Consider the following 20,954-nt stretch of genomic DNA (forward strand, 5'->3'; position numbering starts at 1 on the left):
AATGGCTGAAACCAACGGCAACGAACCGCATCGCAACGAACCCGCGCTGCTGAATATCGAAGACGACATGCGGCAGTCCTACCTGGACTACGCGATGTCGGTGAATATCGGACGCGCGCTGCCGCAAATTCGCGACGGACTCAAACCTGTCCATCGCCGCATCCTGTACGCGATGTTCCGCACCGGCCTGCTGTCGAACCGCCGCTACACCAAGTGCGCAGCGGTGGTGGGCGAAGTGCTCGCTCGTTACCATCCGCACGGCGACATGGCGGTTTACGATTCGCTGGTCCGCATGGCGCAGCCGTTCAGCCTGCGCTACCTGCTCATCGACGGCCAGGGCAACTTCGGCTCTGTCGACGGCGATCCGCCCGCTGCGTACCGATACACCGAGTGCCGGCTGACGCGGCTGGCCGAGCGAATGCTCGCCGATATCGACAAGGACACGGTCGATTTCGTCCCGAACTTCGACGGCTCGCACATGGAGCCCGAGATTCTGCCCGCGCAATTCCCGAACCTGCTCGTGAACGGCTCGGACGGCATCGCAGTCGGGATGGCGACCAACATCCCGCCGCATAATCTCGGCGAGGTTTGCGACGCGCTGCAGGCGCTGATCGACAAGCCGGGCATCACGCACGAGGAAATTCTCGACATCGTGCCCGGCCCGGATTTTCCGACCGGCGGTCAGTTGCTCGGCCGCCAGGCGATTCGCCAGGCCTATCTGACCGGCCGCGGCACGCTTACGATGCGCGCGCTGGCGGTGATCGAGACCGACAAGCGCAGCTCGCGATCGTCGATCATCATTCGCGAAATCCCCTACCAGGTGAACAAGGCGCGCATGATCGAGCGGATGGCCGAGCTGGTCAACGACAAGCGCATCGAAGGCATCAGCGACATCCGCGACGAATCGGATCGCGACGGGATGCGCGTCGTCATCGAGCTCAAGCGCGACGCCGAGCCGCGCATCGTGCTCAACCAGCTCTACAAGCTGACCCAGATGCAGCAGGGCTACGGCATCATTCTGCTCGGCATCCACGAGGGCCGCCCCAAGGAGATGAATCTTCTGCAGATGCTCGTTGCGTTCCTCGAGCATCGAAAGATCGTCCTCACGCGGCGCACGCGCTTCGAGCTGAAAGAAGCCGAGGCGCGGCTTCATATCCTCGACGGCTTGCTGACCGCGCTCAAGAATCTCGACGCGGTCATCAATCTCATCCGCAAGTCGAAGGATGCCGAGACCGCCCGCACCGGCTTGATGAAGCAGTTCGGCCTCTCGCAGCTGCAGGCGCAGGCGATCCTCGATCTCACGCTGCGCCGTCTCACTTCGCTCGAGCGCGAGAAGATCGAAACCGAGCACAAGGAGACCGTCGCTCTAATCGCGCGCTACAAGAAAATTCTTGCCGACGAGAAGGAATTGCTGAAGCTGATCGCAGGCGAGCTCGACGAAATAAAAAAAGAATTCGCAGATCCGCGCCGCACCCAGATCATCGAAGCGGAGGGAGAGTTCTCGGTCGAGGACCTGATCGTCGAGGAGGACGTCCTCGTCACCGTCACGCACGGCGGCTACATCAAGCGCACCCCGCTCTCGCTGTATCGCACGCAGAAGCGCGGGGGCCGCGGCAAGATTGGTGCGACCACCACCGAAGAAGATTTCGTCGAACATCTCGAGCGCGTATCGACGCATGACCGCCTGATGTTCTTCACCAGCGCCGGCAAGGTTTACGAGCTCAAGGCCTACGAACTGCCCGAGGGCGGACGCGCCGCCAAGGGACGCTCGATCGCCAACCTGCTGAGCCTCGCCAATGATGAAACGCTGTCCGCATTTATTCCCGTGCCGCGCGAGACTGCGGGCAAGTTCCTCTTTTTCTCGACCCGCCGCGGCGGCGTGAAGAAGACCGCGCTCGACGAATACGAAAATATTCGCAGGACCGGAATCATCGCGATCAATCTCGAAGACGGCGACACGCTGGTGGACGTGCGAATCACCGACGGCAATCAGCAAATCGTGCTCTCGACGCGCGAGGGACAGGCGATTCGCTTCAAGGAAGAAGAAGCGCGCCCGATCGGCCGCGCCACCGGCGGCGTGGTCGGCATGGAACTCGAGTCGCAGCCCGTCAAGGAAGGCAAAACCGTCATCCTCGTCGAGGACGAAGTCGTTTCGATGTCAACCGTGCGCGACGACGAGACCCTCCTCACGGTTTCGGAACTCGGTTACGGCAAGCGCACGCCCGCCTCCGACTACCGGCTGACCCATCGCGGCGGCAAGGGCGTCATCACGATGAACGTGACCGAGAAGACCGGCAAAGTGATCAGCGTCCGGCAGGTCGGGATCGATGACCAGGTGATGCTGATAACCGACGGCGGCAAGGTGATTCGATTGGCCGTCAAGGGAGTGCGAATCACCGGCCGCAACGCGCAGGGCGTTCACATGGTGCGGCTCGAGGGCGACGAACGCGTCCGCGCCGTGGCCGGGATGGCGGAGCGCGACGAGGACGAAGGCAACGGCAACGGATCCGATGGCAACGACGGCGCAGGGGATTCGGAAGAGTAGCTAGTGAAGTGACTATTCCGCAGTAGTCACTGACTATGCTTTCGCGCTCGGCCGCGAAGACGCATTACTACCATCCTCATGATGCTTCCGCGGGCGGCTCGCCCGCGCCTGTGCCCTCCGCACTGTAGGCATCCTCGGCTGCGGTCAGCGCCCGGCCGCGCGCAATCTCGAATCCCATCGAGCCGATGATTTCTTCGAGCGCGTTTAGCGCCAGCATCACATTTTCGCGCCGCGAACCTTCACCCATCAGACCGACGCGCCAGATCTTCCCTTTGAGCGGTCCGAGTCCGGCGGCGATTTCGATATTGAACAGCCGCAACAATTCCGCTCGCACCTTCGCTTCATCGATTCCCGCCGGCACCGCGATCGTCGTTAGCTGCGGCAACCGGTATCCTTCCTGCGCGGCGAGCTGCAGACCCATCGCCCGCACTCCGGCCTGGAACGCGGCTGCGTTGATGCGATGCCGCCGCCATCGCGCTTCCAACCCTTCCTCGACCACGATCCGCAGCGCCTCGTAAAGCGCATAGTTCATCGTGATCGGCGCCGTATGATGGTAGAGCCGGTCGGGTCCCCAGTATTGCTCGATCAACGCAACGTCGAAGTACCATGAGTGGCACTTCGTTTTGCGCTTGTGCACCGACTCCATCGCGCGCGCGCTGAACGTCACCGGCGACAGTCCGGGAGGCGCGCCGAGTCCTTTTTGCGTGCAGCTGTAACAGGCATCGATGCTCCACTTGTCAATCTCGACCGGCACGCACGCGAGTGATGTTACCGCGTCGATCGCCATCATCGCGCCGTGTCGATGCGCCAGCTCGGCGATTTCCTCGATCGGCTGATGTATCCCGGTCGAAGTCTCGGCGTGAACGATCGCGACCAGCTTCGGATCCTTCGCCGCCTTCAGCGCCGCCGCGACTTGCGCCGGTTCCACGATCGTTCCCCAATCCGCCTCGACCTTGTGAACCTTTGCGCCGAGTCGCGACGCGACTTCCGCCAGCCGCGTTCCGAAGACGCCGTTAACGCCGACCACGACCTCGTCGCCCTCTTCGATCAGATTCGCCATCACGGCTTCCATCCCCGCCGAACCGGTGCCGGAGACGGGAAACGTGATCTCGTTCCTGGTGCGGAACACGATGCGCAGCAGCCGCTTGATATCCTCCATCACCTTCACGAAATCCGGATCGAGGTGCCCAACGACCGGCGATAACATCGCTTTCATCACGCGCGGATTGACGTTGGATGGCCCCGGACCTAGCAGAATCCGCGCCGCAGGCTTGAGTTCTGGAAATGAATCCGCCACGTGTGTTTCTCCTTGCAACGAATCGCCGGGGGTTTCCGCGCGCACCGGTCGCGCGCCCACGAGATTCCGGGCTGAAATCGAACCTTGCTATTATGACCGCGAAGGATCAACCGCAAAAGCGTCACTCGCGCGCCTGGTTCGCGGTCGTGGTAGAGTGCTGCGGGGATTGGATGCGCCGTCGCAATGAGTGCCATCGACCGCAAACTTCTCGATGAGTTCCGCGAAATTCTTGACGCCGACGGGATCGTCTCGCGCGCAACCGAGCTGAAGGTTTACGAGTGCGACGGATGGACCGTCGAGAAGCGCGCCCCCGACGTCTTGCTGCTCCCGCGCTCGACCGCGCAACTGAGCGCTATACTGGCGGCGCTCCATCGCCGCGGCGTCGCTTTCGTTCCGCGCGGTGCGGGCACGGGCCTTTCGGGTGGATGCCTTTCGTTGAACGCGCCCGCGATGATCTGCACTTCGAGAATGAACCGGATTCTGGAAATCGATTTCGACAATCGGCGCGTCGAGGCCGAGAGCGGCGTGGTCAACCTGCACGTCACCAACGCCGTCAAGTCGAAAGGATATTTCTACGCGCCCGATCCATCGTCGCAGGTGGCATGCACCATCGGCGGCAACATTGCCGAGAATTCGGGCGGTCCGCATACCTTGAAATACGGAGTGACCACCAATCACGTGCTCGCGCTCGAAGTCGTTCTGCCCGATGGCGAGGTTGTCGAACTCGGCGGACCGGCCGAAGAGCGATGCGGCTACGATCTGGTCGGCGTCGTCGTCGGCGCGGAGGGCACTGCTGGAATCGTCACGCGCGCAACGCTCAAGCTGATGCGCGAGCCCGAAAATCATCGCACGCTGCTGGCCGCCTTTCCCGACGCCGACACCGCGACGCGTGCCGTCTCGATGATAATCGCGTCGGGAATTGTGCCGGCCGCGCTCGAGATGATGGACCAGCTCATCATTCGCGCCGTCGAGGACGCGTTCAATGTCGGACTGCCTCTCGACGCGGGCGCGGTGCTGATCATCGAGCTCGAAGGTCTCGAGGCTGGACTGACCGCCTATGCCGATGAGGTCGCGAAAACTGCGAACCTGGCCGGCGCGTCGAGCGTCAGGCTCGCGCGTGACGAAGCGGAGCGCGCGCTGTTGTGGAAGGCGCGCAAACGCGCGTTCGGTGCGGTCGGCCGCCTCGCGCCGAACTACGCGACTCAGGACGGTGTCGTTCCGCGAACCTGCCTGCCGCGGATTCTGCGCGTCATCGCCGACGTCAGCCGTCGCTATGACTTGCGCATCGGCAACGTATTTCACGCCGGCGACGGCAATTTGCATCCGATCATTCTTTACGACGAGCGCGAACCTGATCAGGTCCGCCGGGCAATCGACGCGGGACGCGAAATCCTCAAGGCCTGCATCGAGATGGGCGGCAGCCTCACCGGCGAGCATGGAATCGGCGTCGAAAAAATCGGCGAGATGCCGCTGATGTTCTCGCCTGACGATCTTCGCGTCATGACGGAGCTGCGCCACGTGTTCGATCCGATGGAACGGTCGAATCCCGGCAAAGTGATTCCGCAGCCCGGCGCATGCGTCGAGGTCGCCGCCCCGCGCCGGCAGGCGCCGATCTAGTCGCCGCTTCCAACGGATATCGTGGCTGCCACTACATCTTCAAATCTGGCGAACCGGCTCAACTCGATCGTCGGCGCCGACCGCGTTCGCGCGCCAACCGACACTGAGGCGCGCGCCGCGGATGCGATCGTCGAGCCTGCTTCGATCGAGGAAATTTGCGAGATCGTCCGCATGTGCGAAGCGGATCGGATTGCGCTCGCCCCCATTGGCGCGGCTCGCTCGCTCGCGGGGATTCGCCGCTCGCCGGTCGCGCTCGGTATCTCGATGGCGCGGCTGGCGCGAATTGTCGCCTACGAACCCGACGACATGACAATTGTTGCGGAGTCGGGAATCACCGTCGGCAAACTGAATGCTGCCATGGCAGGCGCCCGCCAGCGGCTCCCCGTCGATCCATGCGGCCCCGGGATGACGACTCTCGGCTCGTTAATCGGCGCCGCGCATTCCGGACCGCTTCGTCTTTCCGAGGGCGCCTCGCGCGACCTGCTCATCGGAGTTCGCTTCGTCGGCCACGGCGGCAACCTCGTTCACGGCGGCGGCCGCGTGGTCAAAAACGTCGCCGGCTATGATTTGATGAAACTGATGGGTGGAGCATTCGGTACACTTGGAATAGTAACTGAGGCGACGTTCAAAGTGCGTCCCATTCCATCTGACTACTCTATCGCAGTCGTCCCTTATGCGCGCGCAGCAGACGCATTCGCCGCCGCCTGCATACTCAATGACGCACTGCCACTCAGTAATCTCGATATACTCAGTCCAGCCCTCGCACCGCGCTTCAATTCTACCAGTCAATTTCTTCTTCTGGCCGGTGTTTCTGGAAGTCCACTGGAGATCGGCTGCCAGGCCGGGCGAATTCGCGATTTGGTCGGCGCGCGCGGTGAAATTCTGAGCGCCGACGGCGCTCTCAGGAGTTACGAGCTGCTGCGCGATGTCGATTTTCATTCGGCCCCGCTGGCCGCTCAAATCGCGGTTCCACCCGCGTCTCTCGCGCAAGTGCTGGAGGCCTGCGGCAACGACATTGAATTTCGCGCTCACGCCGGCTCCGGCGTCGCGCAGATAATCCTGGCCGATGAACCCTTGGCCGAAGTCGCGGCCAAGACCGTTGCGCGATGGCGTGAAGTTGCGCGCTCGGCGCGCGGTAGCCTTCGACTGATCGCCGCCGCGCCGGCGTTCCGTGACTCGCTGGAATTTTTCGACACTCCCAACGACGGCGCCCTCGCGCTTATGCGTCGGCTCAAGGCGGCCTTCGATCCGGCCGGGATCTTCAACCCCGGATGCTTCGTCGGAGGAATCTGATGGCCGCGGCCTCCGTCACATCATCGAATTCGGTTCGCGGCGTCTGCGACTACGACCTGCTGTTCGACTGCGTTCATTGCGGACTCTGCGCCGAGGCTTGTCCGACCTACATTGTAACGCGATGCGAGATGGACTCGCCGCGCGGCCGAATCTATCTGATGAAGTCGCTCGCCGAAGGCTGCATCGACCTTGACGACGACGCGGCGCGCCATCTCGATTTGTGCCTCGGATGCCGCGGTTGCGAGACCGCCTGCCCGTCCGGCGTTCATTACGGCCGCTTGATTGAAGGTGCGCGTTTATTCGTCGAGCAAAATCATCGCCGCGGCTTCGTCGATCGATTCAAGCGGCGCGCCGTCGGCGCGATTTTTCCGTACCCCCGTCGTCTCCGGATGCTGCTCGCGCCGCTGAAGCTCGTCGAGCGCCTTGGCCTGAGACCCGCTCTGACAGCCGTCCTGCCGCGCATGATTCACGATTGGCTCGATCTTCTCCCGCCGCTTGAGCCCGACTTGCGCCCGCTCGCCAGGGGAGCAAACAGCGCGCCGCGCACCGGCGCACCGACGGTCGTCGTGCATCATGGATGCGTCGCGCAAGTACTTGCGAATTCGGAAAACCTGAACAGTGAGCGTCTGCTCGCCGCCGCCGGTTATCGCGTCGTCCAACTCGAACCGACCTCATGCTGTGGAGCACTTGATCTGCATTCGGGTAACGGATCGCGAGCCCGCGATTTTGCCCGCGCGAACGTTCGCGCGCTGAAGAACTCCGGCGCCGATTCAATCGTGTCGGCCGCGTCGGGATGCTCGGTGGCGATCGCCGAATACGGTGAACTGCTCAGAGACGAACCGAAATTCGTCGACGCTGCGCGCGCGGTTTCCTCGAAAGTGCGGGACCTGAGTTCTTTGCTGCTCGACGCACCGGCGGGTCCGAAGCGCGAATTTCGATGCAGGGTCACCTGTCACGACGCTTGTCACCTCGCGCATGGACTCGGAGTGCGCGAAGCGCCGCGCAAATTGCTCGCCTCGATTCCGGGCGTGACGATCATCGAGATGACGCAGTCCGATCTCTGCTGCGGTTCGGCCGGATCCTACAATTTGACCGAGCCCGCAATGGCGCGCGACTTGGCGCGACGCAAAGCCGACAATATTGTTGCGACAGATGCGGATTACGTTGTGCTGGCGAATCCCGGATGCGAGTTCCAGATCGCCGCCGAACTTCGCCGTCGCGGTTCGAGAATCAAGGTCGTCCACCTCGCGGACTTCCTCGCTATGGCGTCTCAGTGATCCTGTCCGATGAACGGCAGCCTGTACGAAATCAAGCTCTACTTCGCATACACGAGTCCGTACTCGTACCTCGCGATGCAGCCCGCCTGCGACCTCGAGCTGTCTCATAGCGTGCGCGTACGCTTCATCCCATACGGGGTGAATATCCGAAAGGTTTACGGTCCGCTTGATCGCGAGGACGCCGACCGTCGCAAGGTTCGGTATCTGTATCTCGACGCGCGCCGAATCGCGAAGGAACGCGGACTCGTCATCTACCCGCCGAAAAAGATTTTCAGCGCGCGCCTGGCGTTCTATGGCGGTCTCTACGCCGCGAGCAATGGACAGTTCTGGCCATACTCGAATCGCGTGTTCGACCGATTCTGGAAACAGGTACTCGATGTCGAAAGCCGCGATGCGATTTCAGCGGTCGTTGCCGAGGTCGGTCTCGATCCCGCCGAATTTCTTCGCTATGCCGACACCGGTGCGCGTGCCGACCTGGATGCATGCTTCGCCGAGGCCGATCGCGACAAGGTCTTCGGCGTGCCGACCTTCATCGTGGACGGCGAGCCGTTCTGGGGCGAGGACCGAATTGAGTGGGTGATTCGCAAGCTCGACGCGATGGGTTTTCGCCGCTGAAATTCCCGGCCTCATTCGCCCTCTCACGGGTATGCAGCGATCAGAGGTCAGGACTCGAGGGCAGGAAGGTCTCGCCCATCAGGTAGGCATCGACCGCGCGCGCCGCTTCGCGCCCCTCCCATATCGCCCACACCACCAGAGATTGCCCGCGACGTGCGTCTCCGGCGGCGAAAACTCCCGGCACGCTCGACATGTAACTCTCGCACTGCACGTTGCTGCGCGGGTCGAGCTTGACACCAAGCTCCGAGATTATGCCGTCGGGCTCGGGGCCGAGAAATCCGAGCGCGAGCAGCACGAGGTCGCACTCGATCTCGAAATCGGTGCCCGGAATTTGCTCCATCACCATCCGTCCGTTGTCCTGCTTCCAGTTGAGCCGCGCGCCGTGGAGTTTTTTCACCACGCCGTTTTCGCCGGAGAACTTGCTCGTGTTCACGCTCCAGTCGCGCTGCACACCTTCTTCGTGCGAGCTCGAGGTGCGCATGATCATCGGCCAGTCGGGCCACGGCATTTCGGCGGTGCGCTTTTCAGGCGGCATCGGCAGCAGCTCGAACTGATGCACGACGATCGCGCCCTGGCGATTTGAGGTGCCCAGGCAATCGGAACCCGTATCGCCGCCGCCGAGAATGACAACGCGTTTTCCGTTTGCAGTGATCTCGGCCGCCGGATCGAGCGCGTCGCCGAAGTTACGCTTGTTCTGTTGCGGCAGGAATTCCATGGCAAAATGGATTCCCTTGAGCTCCCGTCCCGGGATCGGCAGGTCACGCGGCTTGGTCGCGCCCATCGCGAGTACGATTGCGTCGTACTTTGAGCGCATCTCGTCCGCGTGGATGTCGAAGCCGACGCGGCAGTTGGTGACAATCTCCAGGCCCTCGGCCTTCATTTGCTCAACGCGCCGGTTGACGATCCACTTTTCCAGCTTGAAGTCTGGAATGCCGTAAGTGAGCAATCCGCCCACGCGATCCGATCGCTCGTAGAGCGTGACCGAATGTCCCGCGCGCATGAGTTGCTGCGCGCACGCCAGCCCCGACGGTCCCGAGCCCACCACCGCAACGCGCTTTCCCGACTTGCGCGCGGGCGGCTGCGGCGCGATCCATTTTTCTCCCCAAGCGTGGTCGATGATGTTCTTCTCGATCAGCTTGATCGTGACCGGATCGTTGTTGATGTTGAGCACGCAGGCTTCTTCGCAGGGTGCAGGGCAAACTCTGCCGGTGAACTCCGGAAAGTTGTTGGTCGCGTGCAGCCGGTCGATCGCCTCGCGCCATCGGCCCCGGTAAATGAGGTCGTTCCAGTCAGGGATGATGTTCCCGAGCGGGCAACCCTTGTGGCAGAAGGGAATCCCGCAATCCATGCAGCGGGCGCCCTGCGCGCGCAGTTTGTCTTCGGGCATCTTGAGATCGAATTCGCGCCAATCCTTCAGGCGTTCCCTGACCGGACGCCGCGAGGGAGTCTCGCGCTTGATCTCCATGAAGCCCGTGATCTTGCCCATCGAAGCCGTTGATCTCCCTGAGTCAGGTCAATTCTGACTAGTCAGTCGATTACTCACTCGTGCCAGCGCCGGTTAAACTGCGGCCAGCCGCGCGAGATCGGAATTCATGTTGAGATGCTGCCGTTCGAGCACCATGCGATATTCAGTCGGCAATACTTTTACAAACTTCGTAGCGTAGTCGTCCCACTTGTCGAGGACTCGCCGCGCGACCGCGCTCTGCGTGTACTGCAAGTGCCGCACGATCAGCGCATGCAACTGCTTGAGTTCGTCCGGGTTGCCGATCGGACCCAACTCGACCATCCCGGTGTTGCAGCGCGACGGGAACGAGCCGTCTTCGTCAAGCACGTACGCCACGCCGCCGCTCATGCCGGCCGCGAAGTTGCGGCCGGTCTTGCCTAGAACCACGACCAAGCCGCGCGTCATGTACTCGCATCCATGGTCGCCGACTCCCTCGACGACCGTGTGCGCGCCGCTGTTACGCACCGCGAATCGCTCGCCGGCTACGCCGCGGAAAAACGCTTCGCCGCCGGTGGCGCCGTAGAGCGCGACGTTGCCGACAACGATGTTGTCCTCGGCCTTGAAGGTCGCTTCTTTTGGCGGACGCACCGAGATAAATCCGCCCGACAGTCCCTTGCCGCAGTAGTCGTTCGCGTCGCCCTCGAGATGAAGCGCGATTCCCGGCGCGAGCCACGCGCCCAAACTCTGACCGGCCGAACCTTTGAGCTGAATCTGAACCGTGTAGGGCGGCAGTCCTTCAGCGCCGAAGCGCCGCGACACTTCCGCCGACAGCATCGTGCCGACGGTGCGGTTCACGTTGCGGATGGGAAGGTGGATTTCGACCGGCTTGCGATGCTCGAGCGCGTCTTTTGCAAGCTCGATGATCTGGTTGTCGAGCGCGGCGCCGAGGCCATGATCCTGTAGCTCGACACAATGCAGCGGTTCGTCCGGCCCGACGTCGGGACGGCGAAGAATATTGGCCAGATCGACGTTGCGCGCCTTCCAATGCGCGATCGCTTCGTTGGCGTCCAGGCATTCGACGTGGCCAACCATTTCGGCAACGGTGCGGAAGCCCAACTGCGCCATGTATTCGCGCAGTTCGTCCGCGATGAACATCATGAAGTTCACGACGTGCTCGGGCTTGCCTGCGAACTTCGCGCGGAGCACCGGATCCTGCGTAGCGATGCCGACCGGGCAGGTGTTGAGATGGCAGACACGCATCATGATGCATCCCGAGGCGACCAGCGCGGCGCTGGCGAAACCGAATTCCTCGGCGCCGAGGAGAGCGGCGATGGCGACGTCGCGGCCGGTCTTGAGCTGGCCGTCGGTCTCGATGCGAATGCGTCCACGCAGACCGTTCATCACCAGGGTTTGCTGCGTCTCGGCGAGTCCCAGCTCCCACGGAACTCCCGCGTGCTTGATCGATTGCAGGGGAGACGCGCCGGTGCCGCCGTCGTAACCGCTGATCAGCACGACGTCGGCCTTGGCCTTCGCGACTCCGGCGGCGATGGTGCCGACGCCGACCTCGGCGACCAGTTTGACACCGATGCGCGCGCGGTTGTTGGAATTTTTGAGATCGTGGATAAGCTGCGCGAGATCTTCGATCGAATAGATGTCGTGATGCGGCGGCGGAGAGATCAATCCCACGCCGGGCGTCGAGTAGCGAATCTTCGCGATGAAATCGTCAACCTTGTGACCGGGAAGCTGGCCGCCCTCGCCGGGCTTGGCGCCCTGCGCCATCTTGATCTGGAGTTCGTCGGCGTTGACCAGGTAATGACTGGTGACGCCGAAGCGCCCCGAGGCCACCTGTTTGATCGCGCTGCGGCGCCAATCGCCGTTGGCATCGGGCACGAAGCGCGCCGGGTCCTCGCCGCCCTCGCCGGTGTTGCTCTTGCCGCCTATCCGGTTCATGGCGATGGCGAGGGTTTCGTGCGCCTCTTTGCTGATCGATCCGAACGACATCGCGCCGGTTTTGAAGCGTTTGACGATCTCGGCGGCCGGCTCGACTTCCTCGAGCGGCACGGGCGGCCGATCGGAATTGAACTTGAACAGCGAGCGAAGCGTGGTGAGCGAGCGACTCTGCTCGTCAACCGCCCTGGTGTAGTCCTTAAACAGCCGGTAATTCCCCGAGCGCACGGAATGCTGCAGCCTGGCGATCGTGTTCGGGTTGTACATGTGGAACTCGCCGGCGCGGCGCCACTGGTACTGGCCGCCGACATCGAGATCGCCGTCGAGATTCGCCGCCACCTTGAACGCGTAGGTGTGACGCGCAGCGGTCTCGCGCGCGATCGCGCCGAGGCCGACGCCTGCCACGCGCGACGGCGTCCAGGTGAAGTACTTGTCGATCACGTCCTTCGCCAATCCGATCGCCTCGAAGATCTGCGCACCGCGGTAACTCTGCGTCGTCGAGATCCCCATCTTGGACGCGACCTTCGTCATGCTCTTGGAGACGGCCTTGGTGAAGTTGTGGACGGCGGTGTCTTCGTCGATGTCCCGGAGCTGGCCGTTGCGAATCATTCCCGCCATCGTCGCGTACGCGAGGTACGGATTAACGGCGCCCGCGCCGTAGCCGACCAGCAGGCAGAAATGCATCGCCTCGCGCGGTTCTCCCGACTCGACGACCAGGCCGACCCGGGTGCGCGTCCCTTCGCGAATCAGATGATGATGCACGGCTCCGGTCGCGAGCAGCGCCGGAATGGCGGCGTAGTCCGCGTTTACGCCACGATCCGACAGCACGATTATCGTGTAGCCGGATTCGATCGCGTCCGAAGCGGCGCGGCAAAGCGCGTCGAGCGCGGCGCGAAGCCCGTCTTCGCCGTCATCAACGCGGTAGAGCGTGGGAAGCGTGACGGTGCGCAGGCCCTCGACGGCCAGCCGTTTGATCCTTTGTAGTTCCTGGTTGGTGAGAATGGGCTGCTTGAGTTGAAGCTGGCGGCAATGAAGCGGCGATTCTTCGAACAGATTGTCCTCGGCGCCGATTGTCGTTTCGGTCGAGGTCACCAGTTCCTCGCGAATCGGATCGATCGGCGGATTCGTCACCTGCGCGAACAATTGCTTGAAGTAGTTGTAAAGCGGCTGGGGTCTGTTCGACAGGACGGCGAGCGGAGTGTCGGTGCCCATCGAGCCGACCGGCTCCTGGCCGTTGGTAGCCATCGGCGCGAGGATCATTTTAAGATCCTCGATCGTATAGCCGAACGATTGCTGCTGCTTCAGCAGCTCGTTGTCCTCGAAGAAGTCAACGGGAGGCGTGTCGTTGTCGTTCGCCTCGGGGAGCGACTCGAGTGCGACGAGATTGGCGTCGAGCCAGGCGCGATACGGCCGGCGCGCGGCCATCGAATTCTTGATCTCTTCGTCCTGCACGATTCTGCCCAGCGCGGTATCGACGAGAAACATTCGGCCGGGCTGCAGCCGCCCCTTGAGGGCGACGTTCTCCGGCGCGATGTCGAGGACGCCGGTCTCGGACGCCATCACGACCAGTCCGTCCTTCGTCACCGTGTAGCGCGATGGACGAAGGCCGTTGCGATCGAGCACCGCGCCGATTCTGATACCGTCAGTGAACGCGATCGACGCGGGGCCGTCCCACGGTTCCATCATGCATGAATGGAAGCGGTAGAAAGCGCGCTTGCCGTCGCTCATCTGCGCGTCGTTCTGCCACGCTTCCGGAATCATCATCATCACGGCGTGCGGCAGCGAACGTCCGGTGCGAACCAGCAGTTCGAGACAATTGTCGAAGGTTGCGGAGTCGCTGCCGTTGGGCTCGACGATCGGCAACAGCTTCTTGATGTCGTCGCCGAACAGCGGTGAAGAGAAAAGCTTCTCGCGCGCGTGCATCCAGTTGATATTGCCGCGCAGCGTGTTGATCTCGCCGTTGTGCGACATGAAGCGGTAGGGATGGGCCCGGTCCCAGCTCGGGAACGTGTTGGTCGAGAAGCGCTGATGGACCATGGCGAGCGCGGTCTTGATGGCGCCATTTAGCAAATCGGGGAAGAACTGCGGGATTTGCGTCGAGATGAGCTGACCCTTATAAACGACGGTCAGCGCCGAGAGGCTGCAGAAATAAAACAGTTCCGGATCGAAGAGGCCGAGTTTTTCCGCCTCTGAAGTGGCGCGCTTGCGAATTACGTACAGCTTGCGCTCGAGCGCCTCGGCGTCGGCCAAGTCCGGGCTGCGCGCGATGAAGACCTGGCGGATTGCGGGCATCCCGCGCCGCGCGATATCGCCGCATGCGGATTCAACCACCGGCACGTCGCGCCATCCGAGCAGACGCTGACCTTCCTCGTTGACGATTCTCTCGAACGCCTCCTCGCAGTCTTTGCGCTTGACTGTGTCGAGCGGCAGGAAAACCTGGCCCACGCCGTATTCGCCGGGCGCGGGCAGCTCGAAGCCGAGCCGGGCCGCTTCGCTCGAGAAAAAGTCGTGCGGAATCTGCAGCAGGATTCCAGCGCCGTCTCCCGTGCGCGGATCGCATCCGCACGCGCCGCGATGGGTCAGGTTGTCGAGCACCTGCAGCGCTTTAGCCACGATGTCATGCGAGCGCTCGCCCTTGATGTTGACGACGAAGCCGACGCCGCACGCGTCGTGCTCATGGGCGGGATCGTAGAGGCCCTGCGCCTTCGGAATGCTTCGGTAGTTGTGCATCATGACACCCGTCTCGGTTCCGGGGGCGCAGATTTCGCGGCGCCGTGGCGATGGCGCCTGCCGTTGGCAGGCTCGTGCGAGTCGCCGTTGGGATGCACCGAAATCAAGCCGCGCTCGGTATGCGTCGACAGCACCACCATCGTCTCCGTCCGCGCCACTCCCTCGATCGAGCGGATCGCACTGATCAGCCGCTCGAGCGACGAAGTGTTGTCGGTTTTGATTTTCAGCAGGAGCGTGTGCTGACCGGTGACGTGATGGCATTCGAGCACGTCGTCGAGCAGTGCGACGGATTCCTTGAACAGCGAGATTGTTTTGGGATGAGAAATCGACACGCCGATAAACGCGGTGACGTCCTTGCCGAGGCGGGTCGCATCGACGGCAGCGTGATAGCCGGTGATAACTCCGCCGTCTTCGAGTTTTTTGACGCGTTCGTTCACCGACGGCGCCGAAAGCCCGACTTGCTCTCCGAGCTTGACGAGCGGAATGCGGCCGTGTTCCTGCAGGAGGCCGATAATCTGCAGATCAATGGCATCGAGTTCGGGGGAATCTCCGTCGAATTTCATAAGGTTATCCTCGTCGAGTGACGATGAAGATAGGTGGAAAGCGAAAGCCTGTCAAGTGTTTATAAGGATTTGAGTTAGTAAAACATGAGTTTGTGCAGGTCCGTATGCTGTGCACCGACGAAATATAGGTCTAAATGAGCGATTGCCGCTCACCCATAGTGCGATTGTTGGGATGCAAGCGCGATCGCTCAGGTAACACGCCGCATCCGCCGAACCCCCGACCAACTACGAATGTGGATAGGCGTCGCTTCCCATCTCAAGCGCATCCAGTCCCGACCATTCCACTTCCACCAGCACGCGGTTGCCCACCGTGCGCTCGACGATCTTGAAGAACAGGATCGCAAGGCCGAAAACCACGACCACGTTCACCGTGACACCGATCAACTGGGCGAAAAATTGACCCGCGTCGCCGTAGAGCAGGCCGCGCACGGGACCCGCGACACCGTTCCATCCGTCGCCGTAGGTGCCGTCGGCAAACAGACCAAGCGCCAGCGCGCCCCATATTCCGCACGCGCCGTGCACGGCGACCGCGCCGACGGGATCGTCGATTCGAAAGCGGAGTTCGAGTTCAAGCACCGCCCACACGACCAGCAGGCCCGCGATCACGCCAATCAGCACAGCCGCCGCGGGCGTTACGAATGCGCACGGGGCGGTGATTGCGACGAGTCCGCCCAGCAGACCGTTGCAGGCGATCGCAACGTCGGGTTTGTTGTAGCGATGCCATAGATAGAGCAGCGCCGCGAGCGCGCCGGCCGCCGAGGAGAGCATGGTGTTCACCGCGATGATCGCGATTCGGGGATCCGATGCGGCTAGCGTCGAGCCGGCGTTGAAGCCGAACCATCCGAACGCGAGAATCAACGTTCCGCTGATGGCCATGGGCAGGTTATGTCCGGGCAACGCGCCGATGGCGCCGTCGCGGCGGAACTTTCCGATGCGCGGACCCACCATGTAAGCGCCGGCGAGGCCGGCCACTCCGCCCGTCATGTGCACGACCGACGATCCGGCGAAATCCAGATGGCCGTGGCCCAGGCCCAGGTTCATGCCGAGCTGCGAGAGCCATCCTCCGCCCCAAACCCAGTTGCCGTACAACGGATACAGGAACATCGACATGAACAGTCCGTAGATGAAGAACGCTTTGAACTTCCATCGCTCCGCCATCGCGCCCGTCGGAATGGTCGCGGCGGTGTCCATGAAAACGAGCGAGAATAGAAACATGCCCAGGCTGGCGGGATCGCGACCGACGTTGAGCAGCGCGAACTTGCTGAACCCGATGATTCCATACGAATGCGCGCCGATCGTGATCGACAGCTCGTGATGGCCGATCGCGGCCATGCCAAGTGAGGGCCAGTGCGCGACGCCGCCCATCATGAAACCGTAGCCGGTGAGCCAGAAGCCGATGATGCCGATCGGGTAGATGATCAGGTTCATCGCCATGGTATTGACCGCGTTCTTGGAGCGCGTGAACCCCGTCTCCACCATTGCGAATCCGAGCTGCATGAACATCACCAGGAACCCCGCGACCAGCAGCCACGCGAGGTTCAGAGAATTGTCCAGCGGCGGCGACGACGCGGCAGTCTGCGCGCGCGCCAGCGGCGAAAATAGCGTCAGCGCGGCGAAAGCGGCGGCGGCCAATCCGAGTTGCGATCGTCTCGGCATCATCTCACCTGCCCTCGATATGACCGGCGCGCGGGAGTCGGCGACGCCGGGTAACGGTTTGCAAGCCAAATCAGAAATACAAAGATCCCGATGAGCGACGTGAAAAACAGCACGTACCCGGCCGTACGACGGGCGCGCTGCAGCGCGAGGCTGCGTGGATGGAGGTTCTGCGCGCGGCCCTTGGGAACGACGCGCGACGGATCGCGCAGGTCCGCAAGCATCTCGGCCGCGCTCGCATAGCGGTCACGCGGAGAGCGCTCGATCGCGTGAAGGATGATCTCCTCCAGATGCGGATCGAGATCGGGCTTGAATGCGGTTGGCGGCTGCGGATCTTCCGCGGTCTTCGCGCGCATCACGTTGTAAACGTTGGGCCCTGAGTGCGGCAGGTGGCCGGTCAGCATCTCGTAGAGAATCACGCCCAGCGAATAGATGTCGGTGCGAACGTCGCCGCGCCGGCCGCTGACCTGTTCGGGCGCCATGTAGTCAGGCGTGCCGATGGTCGACGACAGGCCGGACCACGTCAGCCGCCGCGCGGATTCGTCGAGTGCGATTCCGAAATCCATGATCCTGGTCCGGCCTTCGGCCGTCACCAAAACGTTTTCCGGCTTCAAATCGCGATGCACCACGCCTTCACCGTGCATGTACACAAGCGTCTCCGCCAACTGTCGTGCGAGGTCGAGCGCCTTTTCCACCGATAGCCCGCCGGGTTCGCGCATCATCGCGCGCAGCGAGGAACCCTCGACGTACTCCATCGCGATATACATGCGGCTTTTGCGCGTGGGTGTGAGAACCTTGATGATGCCGGGATGGTTGAGGCGGCGCCCGACTTCTTCTTCGCGCTGAAAGCGTCCGTAGAAGACCACGTCGCTCTCAAACTGCATGTAAGGGACTTTGATCGCGACGGTCGCGCCGTCGACTTGATCGATAGCTTTGAAGATCGACGCCATCCCGCTGCGCGCGATCACCTCGATCAATTTGTACTGATCGAGGTTTTCACCAACGCCGACCTCGTGCATTTTTCAGACCGTCTTGAGAAAAAAACCGGTCAGCGGACGTTAACATCCGGCACGCAGCCAATGGAAGGGATGGCGGCGGCGCACTGGTTCAGTTTGCCAGCCAGACAAACCCAACCAGTGCCCGTCATTGCGCAACTGGTTGCGCTCGCTCGAAGCTCAGACTGCGACGGGCGCGATTTTGAGTGATCGAAAAGGGCGGAAAAGAGCAATTTATACCACCCGTAGTGGTTTTGGGACGGGCTCCCATCTATGGCTAGTTTCGTTCCGTCAGAAATTATTTCTGCCGGAAGCTGGCGTCGCCCGATTTCGGGCGACGCCAGCGAGTATGGGGCACCCTGACGGTTGTCCATACCGTACGCATAGCACACCAATCGGGCGGGGTCAGGCTGAATAGTTCATCCCCAAAACTGAACCAGTGCCGGCGCCCAGGCAGTGATCTAATATGCGAAGAGACGGGGATCATTCGACGGGACGCAAAGAGCGGCTTCCTCGCTCTTGAGCCTCAGTTGCTCCGAGGGACTTGAAGGATTCGGGCTGTGCAGTGCAATCATTCCGTTTTTCGCGGTCTCGCAGTCATCCCTTGACGCATACGGAGGTTTCACCTTGTACCATGCGCTGAGCGGCGCAGTCGTATCGATCCATCGCCCGTTCGGGGTTAGCGGGGGCAGCATCAAATACCAGCCCACGAGCGCGAGGGCGGCGGCGTGGCGGAACTTCACAGCGATTCGATGAGGTCTTGCAAGCGTTTCTTCTGTTGCGCGAGGTTTAAAATCAGATTTCCGCCCGGATGTCGCGGGTATCGGAGAGCACGCGCACTTTTACGTGATGCTCGTCCGAGTCGCCGAGCGATCCCCAATGCATCGCGAAGTTCTCCAACTGCACGTCAGGATGGAAGCGCTCCGACACACCCATAACGACTTCATCAACGTGCAACAGGTAGGCCATCCGCGCGATCGCGTAAATCTGGTCGTTGGAGACCGTGACCAGAGGCGTCACGGCGCGGCCGTGGTCCTCGCACACCTTGACCACCTTGCTGAAGAGCTTTTCCTCGTGGTCGGTGAAGACCTGCGCGCCCTCGCTCGAGGCGAGACCCCGCTCGGTGCGGACGGTCATTGCAATCAGTTCCGCGTTGTCAGGCTCGGACAAGTAGCGATGCAAATGCGCGAGATTGTTGGGGTCGCGGATCGCAACCAGCACTTTGTGCGGCGCGGATAGCCCCAGCCGAATCGGATCGACCTGATCTTCCTCGACCAGTTGCAGATTAAACTTCTCGGGTTCCTAGCCGTAGGCGTGCTGGGCCTGGCCGTTGACTTTTTCCGAAATCTCGAAAATCAGGAACAGCGCGAGCGTGAAGCTGATGCCTGAGATCGTTGCGACCTGCTTGGTAAACAGGTTGATGACCGCGGTCGCTAACAAAACCGCAAACGTCAGCGTGAGACCGAGCGGGAAGTCCTTACCACCGGGGCGGAACCAGGTCAGATTCAGCGGCATCCTCCACAAGCGATGGTACTGGTCCTTGTAGCGCAGAATCAGCACGGAGAGCGTTTTGAAGACGAAGCTCCAGATGACGCCGAATGCGTAGGCCTCGCCGAGCAAGAACATGTCGCCGCGCGAGAGCACGATGGTGGCGATTTGGAGCATCGCGACCATATTTACGATGCGATAGTTGGTGCCGTACTTCTTGTGCGGATGGCGGAACCAATCGAGCAGTACGCCGTCTTCCGCGACGCGAGTAAGCACGCCCGTCGAACCGACGATCGCGGTGTTAACGGCGCCGGCGAGAATCAGGAATCCGACAAATACGACGAATGCGCGCAGCGCGAGCCGCGCCCACAGCGGGCCGACCATGAACATCGCGAGCCCGCCGATCAGATCGCCACCGTAATTGGCCATCCGGACACTGTCCGGGATGATCATGACCGCGAAAAAAGACACCAACGAGGTCAGCAGCAGGCTGTAAATGAAGATGACCAGGCCGGTGCGCAGGAGATTCTTGAGCTTGGGCGCCTCGATCTCGCGATTGATTTGTGCCAGAGATTCCTCACCCGACATCGCGAGGATCGAATGGCCGAACGCGATCAGGATTCCAAGCGTGCCGATAGTACGCGCGCCGGGAAAGTGCTTGAGCCATCCCAGCGAGTCGTCGGTGAACTTCAATTCGAAGGGCGGCAAATGCGCACCACGCATGAAAATCGTCAGGCCGCACCATGCGATCATGATCACGGCCATCACGGTCGTGACCTGCATGATCCGCATCGCCTTGCCACTGGATTCTTCGATGCCAAGAATATTCTGACGCCAGAAATATGCGGTCACGGCAATGGCGAAGAAGGCGGCCGAGAAATCAGCCGGCAGAATAATTCCCGAGTGCGCAAGCTTGAGCAGCTCGTTGATCAAACCGACCAGGTATTGGCCAGCCGAGACGCCGCTGATTGGCCCGGTCAGAATGTAATCGAACATCAGGGCCGACACCGAGATTTTTGCCAGCGTCGAGCCCATCGCTTCTTTGACGACGCGATATACACCGCCGCGCGTGAACATCGAGCACGACTCGACGTACACCGCGCGCACCGCGTACGAGAACAGCATAACGGCGAGAATGAAGTATGGGGCAGAGCGACCGCAGGCCTGCTCGACGATGCCGCCGATGTAGTAGGCGGTCGAAGCAAGGTCGCAAAGGACGATCGCGGACGCTCGCCAGAAGGAAATGAAGGCGAGCATTCCGGTCGTGACGACGATTGCCTTGGTCTGTTTTCCGAACAGTGCCTGCGGCTCGGGCTGATTAGAGCCCGTTGGCCTTATCGGCTTTATAATGGCGGCCAAGTAGAACCTTCTTGAGGCGCCGCCGGAAATGCCGACGCCACGCGGCTATGATGCAAAATGCAGCCTGCGAATTTGCAAATCATAACAGGATGTCTGCTAGGCGCAAATTCGCTGATGCCATGATATTCGCA

At 61.8% G+C, this 20,954-nt stretch carries 13 protein-coding genes; 5 read left to right on the forward strand and 8 right to left on the reverse strand.

Features of this window, described 5'->3' with window-relative positions; translation table 11 throughout:
- Nucleotide 1: 1 nt before the first annotated feature.
- A complete protein-coding gene (gene gyrA, locus ABR989_RS14150) occupies nucleotides 2–2,545 on the forward strand; it encodes a DNA gyrase subunit A (protein ID WP_428129749.1) in 2,544 nt (847 codons plus the stop codon).
- Between the two features lie 76 nt (nucleotides 2,546–2,621).
- Here gyrA and ABR989_RS14155 read toward each other — a convergent pair whose 3' ends face one another.
- Complete coding sequence (locus tag ABR989_RS14155; protein WP_428129752.1) at nucleotides 2,622–3,842, reverse strand: pyridoxal-phosphate-dependent aminotransferase family protein; 1,221 nt, start codon at nucleotides 3,840–3,842, stop codon at nucleotides 2,622–2,624.
- Nucleotides 3,843–4,025: 183 nt separating this feature from the next.
- Between ABR989_RS14155 and ABR989_RS14160 the strand changes: the two genes are divergently transcribed.
- From ABR989_RS14160 to ABR989_RS14175, 4 genes are read left to right on the forward strand one after another with little or no spacing between them, the layout of a single operon-like run.
- Nucleotides 4,026–5,459, forward strand: coding sequence for an FAD-linked oxidase C-terminal domain-containing protein (locus ABR989_RS14160; protein WP_428129755.1), 1,434 nt, complete (start codon nucleotides 4,026–4,028; stop codon nucleotides 5,457–5,459).
- Nucleotides 5,460–5,480: 21 nt separating this feature from the next.
- On the forward strand, nucleotides 5,481–6,752 hold the full coding sequence (locus ABR989_RS14165; protein ID WP_428129757.1) for an FAD-binding oxidoreductase: 1,272 nt from the start codon (nucleotides 5,481–5,483) through the stop codon (nucleotides 6,750–6,752).
- A complete protein-coding gene (locus ABR989_RS14170; RefSeq protein WP_428129759.1) occupies nucleotides 6,752–8,029 on the forward strand; it encodes a (Fe-S)-binding protein in 1,278 nt (425 codons plus the stop codon). Before ABR989_RS14165 ends, ABR989_RS14170 begins: the two co-directional genes overlap by 1 nt.
- Before the next feature lie 9 nt (nucleotides 8,030–8,038).
- The gene (locus tag ABR989_RS14175) at nucleotides 8,039–8,644 is read left to right on the forward strand and encodes a 2-hydroxychromene-2-carboxylate isomerase (protein WP_428129762.1); all 606 of its coding nucleotides are present in this window, start codon (nucleotides 8,039–8,041) and stop codon (nucleotides 8,642–8,644) included.
- Nucleotides 8,645–8,684: 40 nt separating this feature from the next.
- On the opposite strand, the gene ABR989_RS14180 is transcribed toward ABR989_RS14175, so the two are convergent.
- The 7 genes from ABR989_RS14180 to ABR989_RS14210 form a co-directional block, all read right to left on the reverse strand.
- Nucleotides 8,685–10,130 carry a glutamate synthase subunit beta gene (locus tag ABR989_RS14180; RefSeq protein ID WP_428129764.1) on the reverse strand — a complete coding sequence of 482 codons (1,446 nt, stop codon included), beginning with the start codon at nucleotides 10,128–10,130 and terminating at the stop codon, nucleotides 8,685–8,687.
- Nucleotides 10,131–10,202: 72 nt separating this feature from the next.
- Nucleotides 10,203–14,768 (reverse strand): glutamate synthase large subunit, encoded by a 4,566-nt coding sequence (gene gltB, locus ABR989_RS14185; RefSeq protein WP_428129766.1) that lies wholly within the window; start codon nucleotides 14,766–14,768, stop codon nucleotides 10,203–10,205.
- A complete protein-coding gene (locus tag ABR989_RS14190) occupies nucleotides 14,765–15,328 on the reverse strand; it encodes an Lrp/AsnC family transcriptional regulator (RefSeq protein WP_428129768.1) in 564 nt (187 codons plus the stop codon). The genes gltB and ABR989_RS14190 overlap by 4 nt, the downstream gene beginning before the upstream one ends.
- 225 nt (nucleotides 15,329–15,553) lie before the next feature.
- Nucleotides 15,554–16,984 (reverse strand): ammonium transporter, encoded by a 1,431-nt coding sequence (locus ABR989_RS14195; protein WP_428129770.1) that lies wholly within the window; start codon nucleotides 16,982–16,984, stop codon nucleotides 15,554–15,556.
- Nucleotides 16,984–18,000 (reverse strand): serine/threonine protein kinase, encoded by a 1,017-nt coding sequence (locus ABR989_RS14200; RefSeq protein ID WP_428129773.1) that lies wholly within the window; start codon nucleotides 17,998–18,000, stop codon nucleotides 16,984–16,986. Before ABR989_RS14200 ends, ABR989_RS14195 begins: the two co-directional genes overlap by 1 nt.
- Nucleotides 18,001–18,771: 771 nt before the next feature.
- Nucleotides 18,772–19,197 (reverse strand): hypothetical protein, encoded by a 426-nt coding sequence (locus tag ABR989_RS14205; RefSeq protein WP_428129776.1) that lies wholly within the window; start codon nucleotides 19,195–19,197, stop codon nucleotides 18,772–18,774.
- A gap of 81 nt (nucleotides 19,198–19,278) precedes the next feature.
- Complete coding sequence (locus tag ABR989_RS14210) at nucleotides 19,279–20,823, reverse strand: APC family permease (RefSeq protein ID WP_428129778.1); 1,545 nt, start codon at nucleotides 20,821–20,823, stop codon at nucleotides 19,279–19,281.
- Nucleotides 20,824–20,954 lie beyond the last annotated feature (131 nt).

This window comes from Binatus soli (SeqCode) (genome assembly GCF_050015535.1).
In the GTDB taxonomy this organism is placed as follows: domain Bacteria; phylum Desulfobacterota; class Binatia; order Binatales; family Binataceae; genus Binatus; species Binatus soli.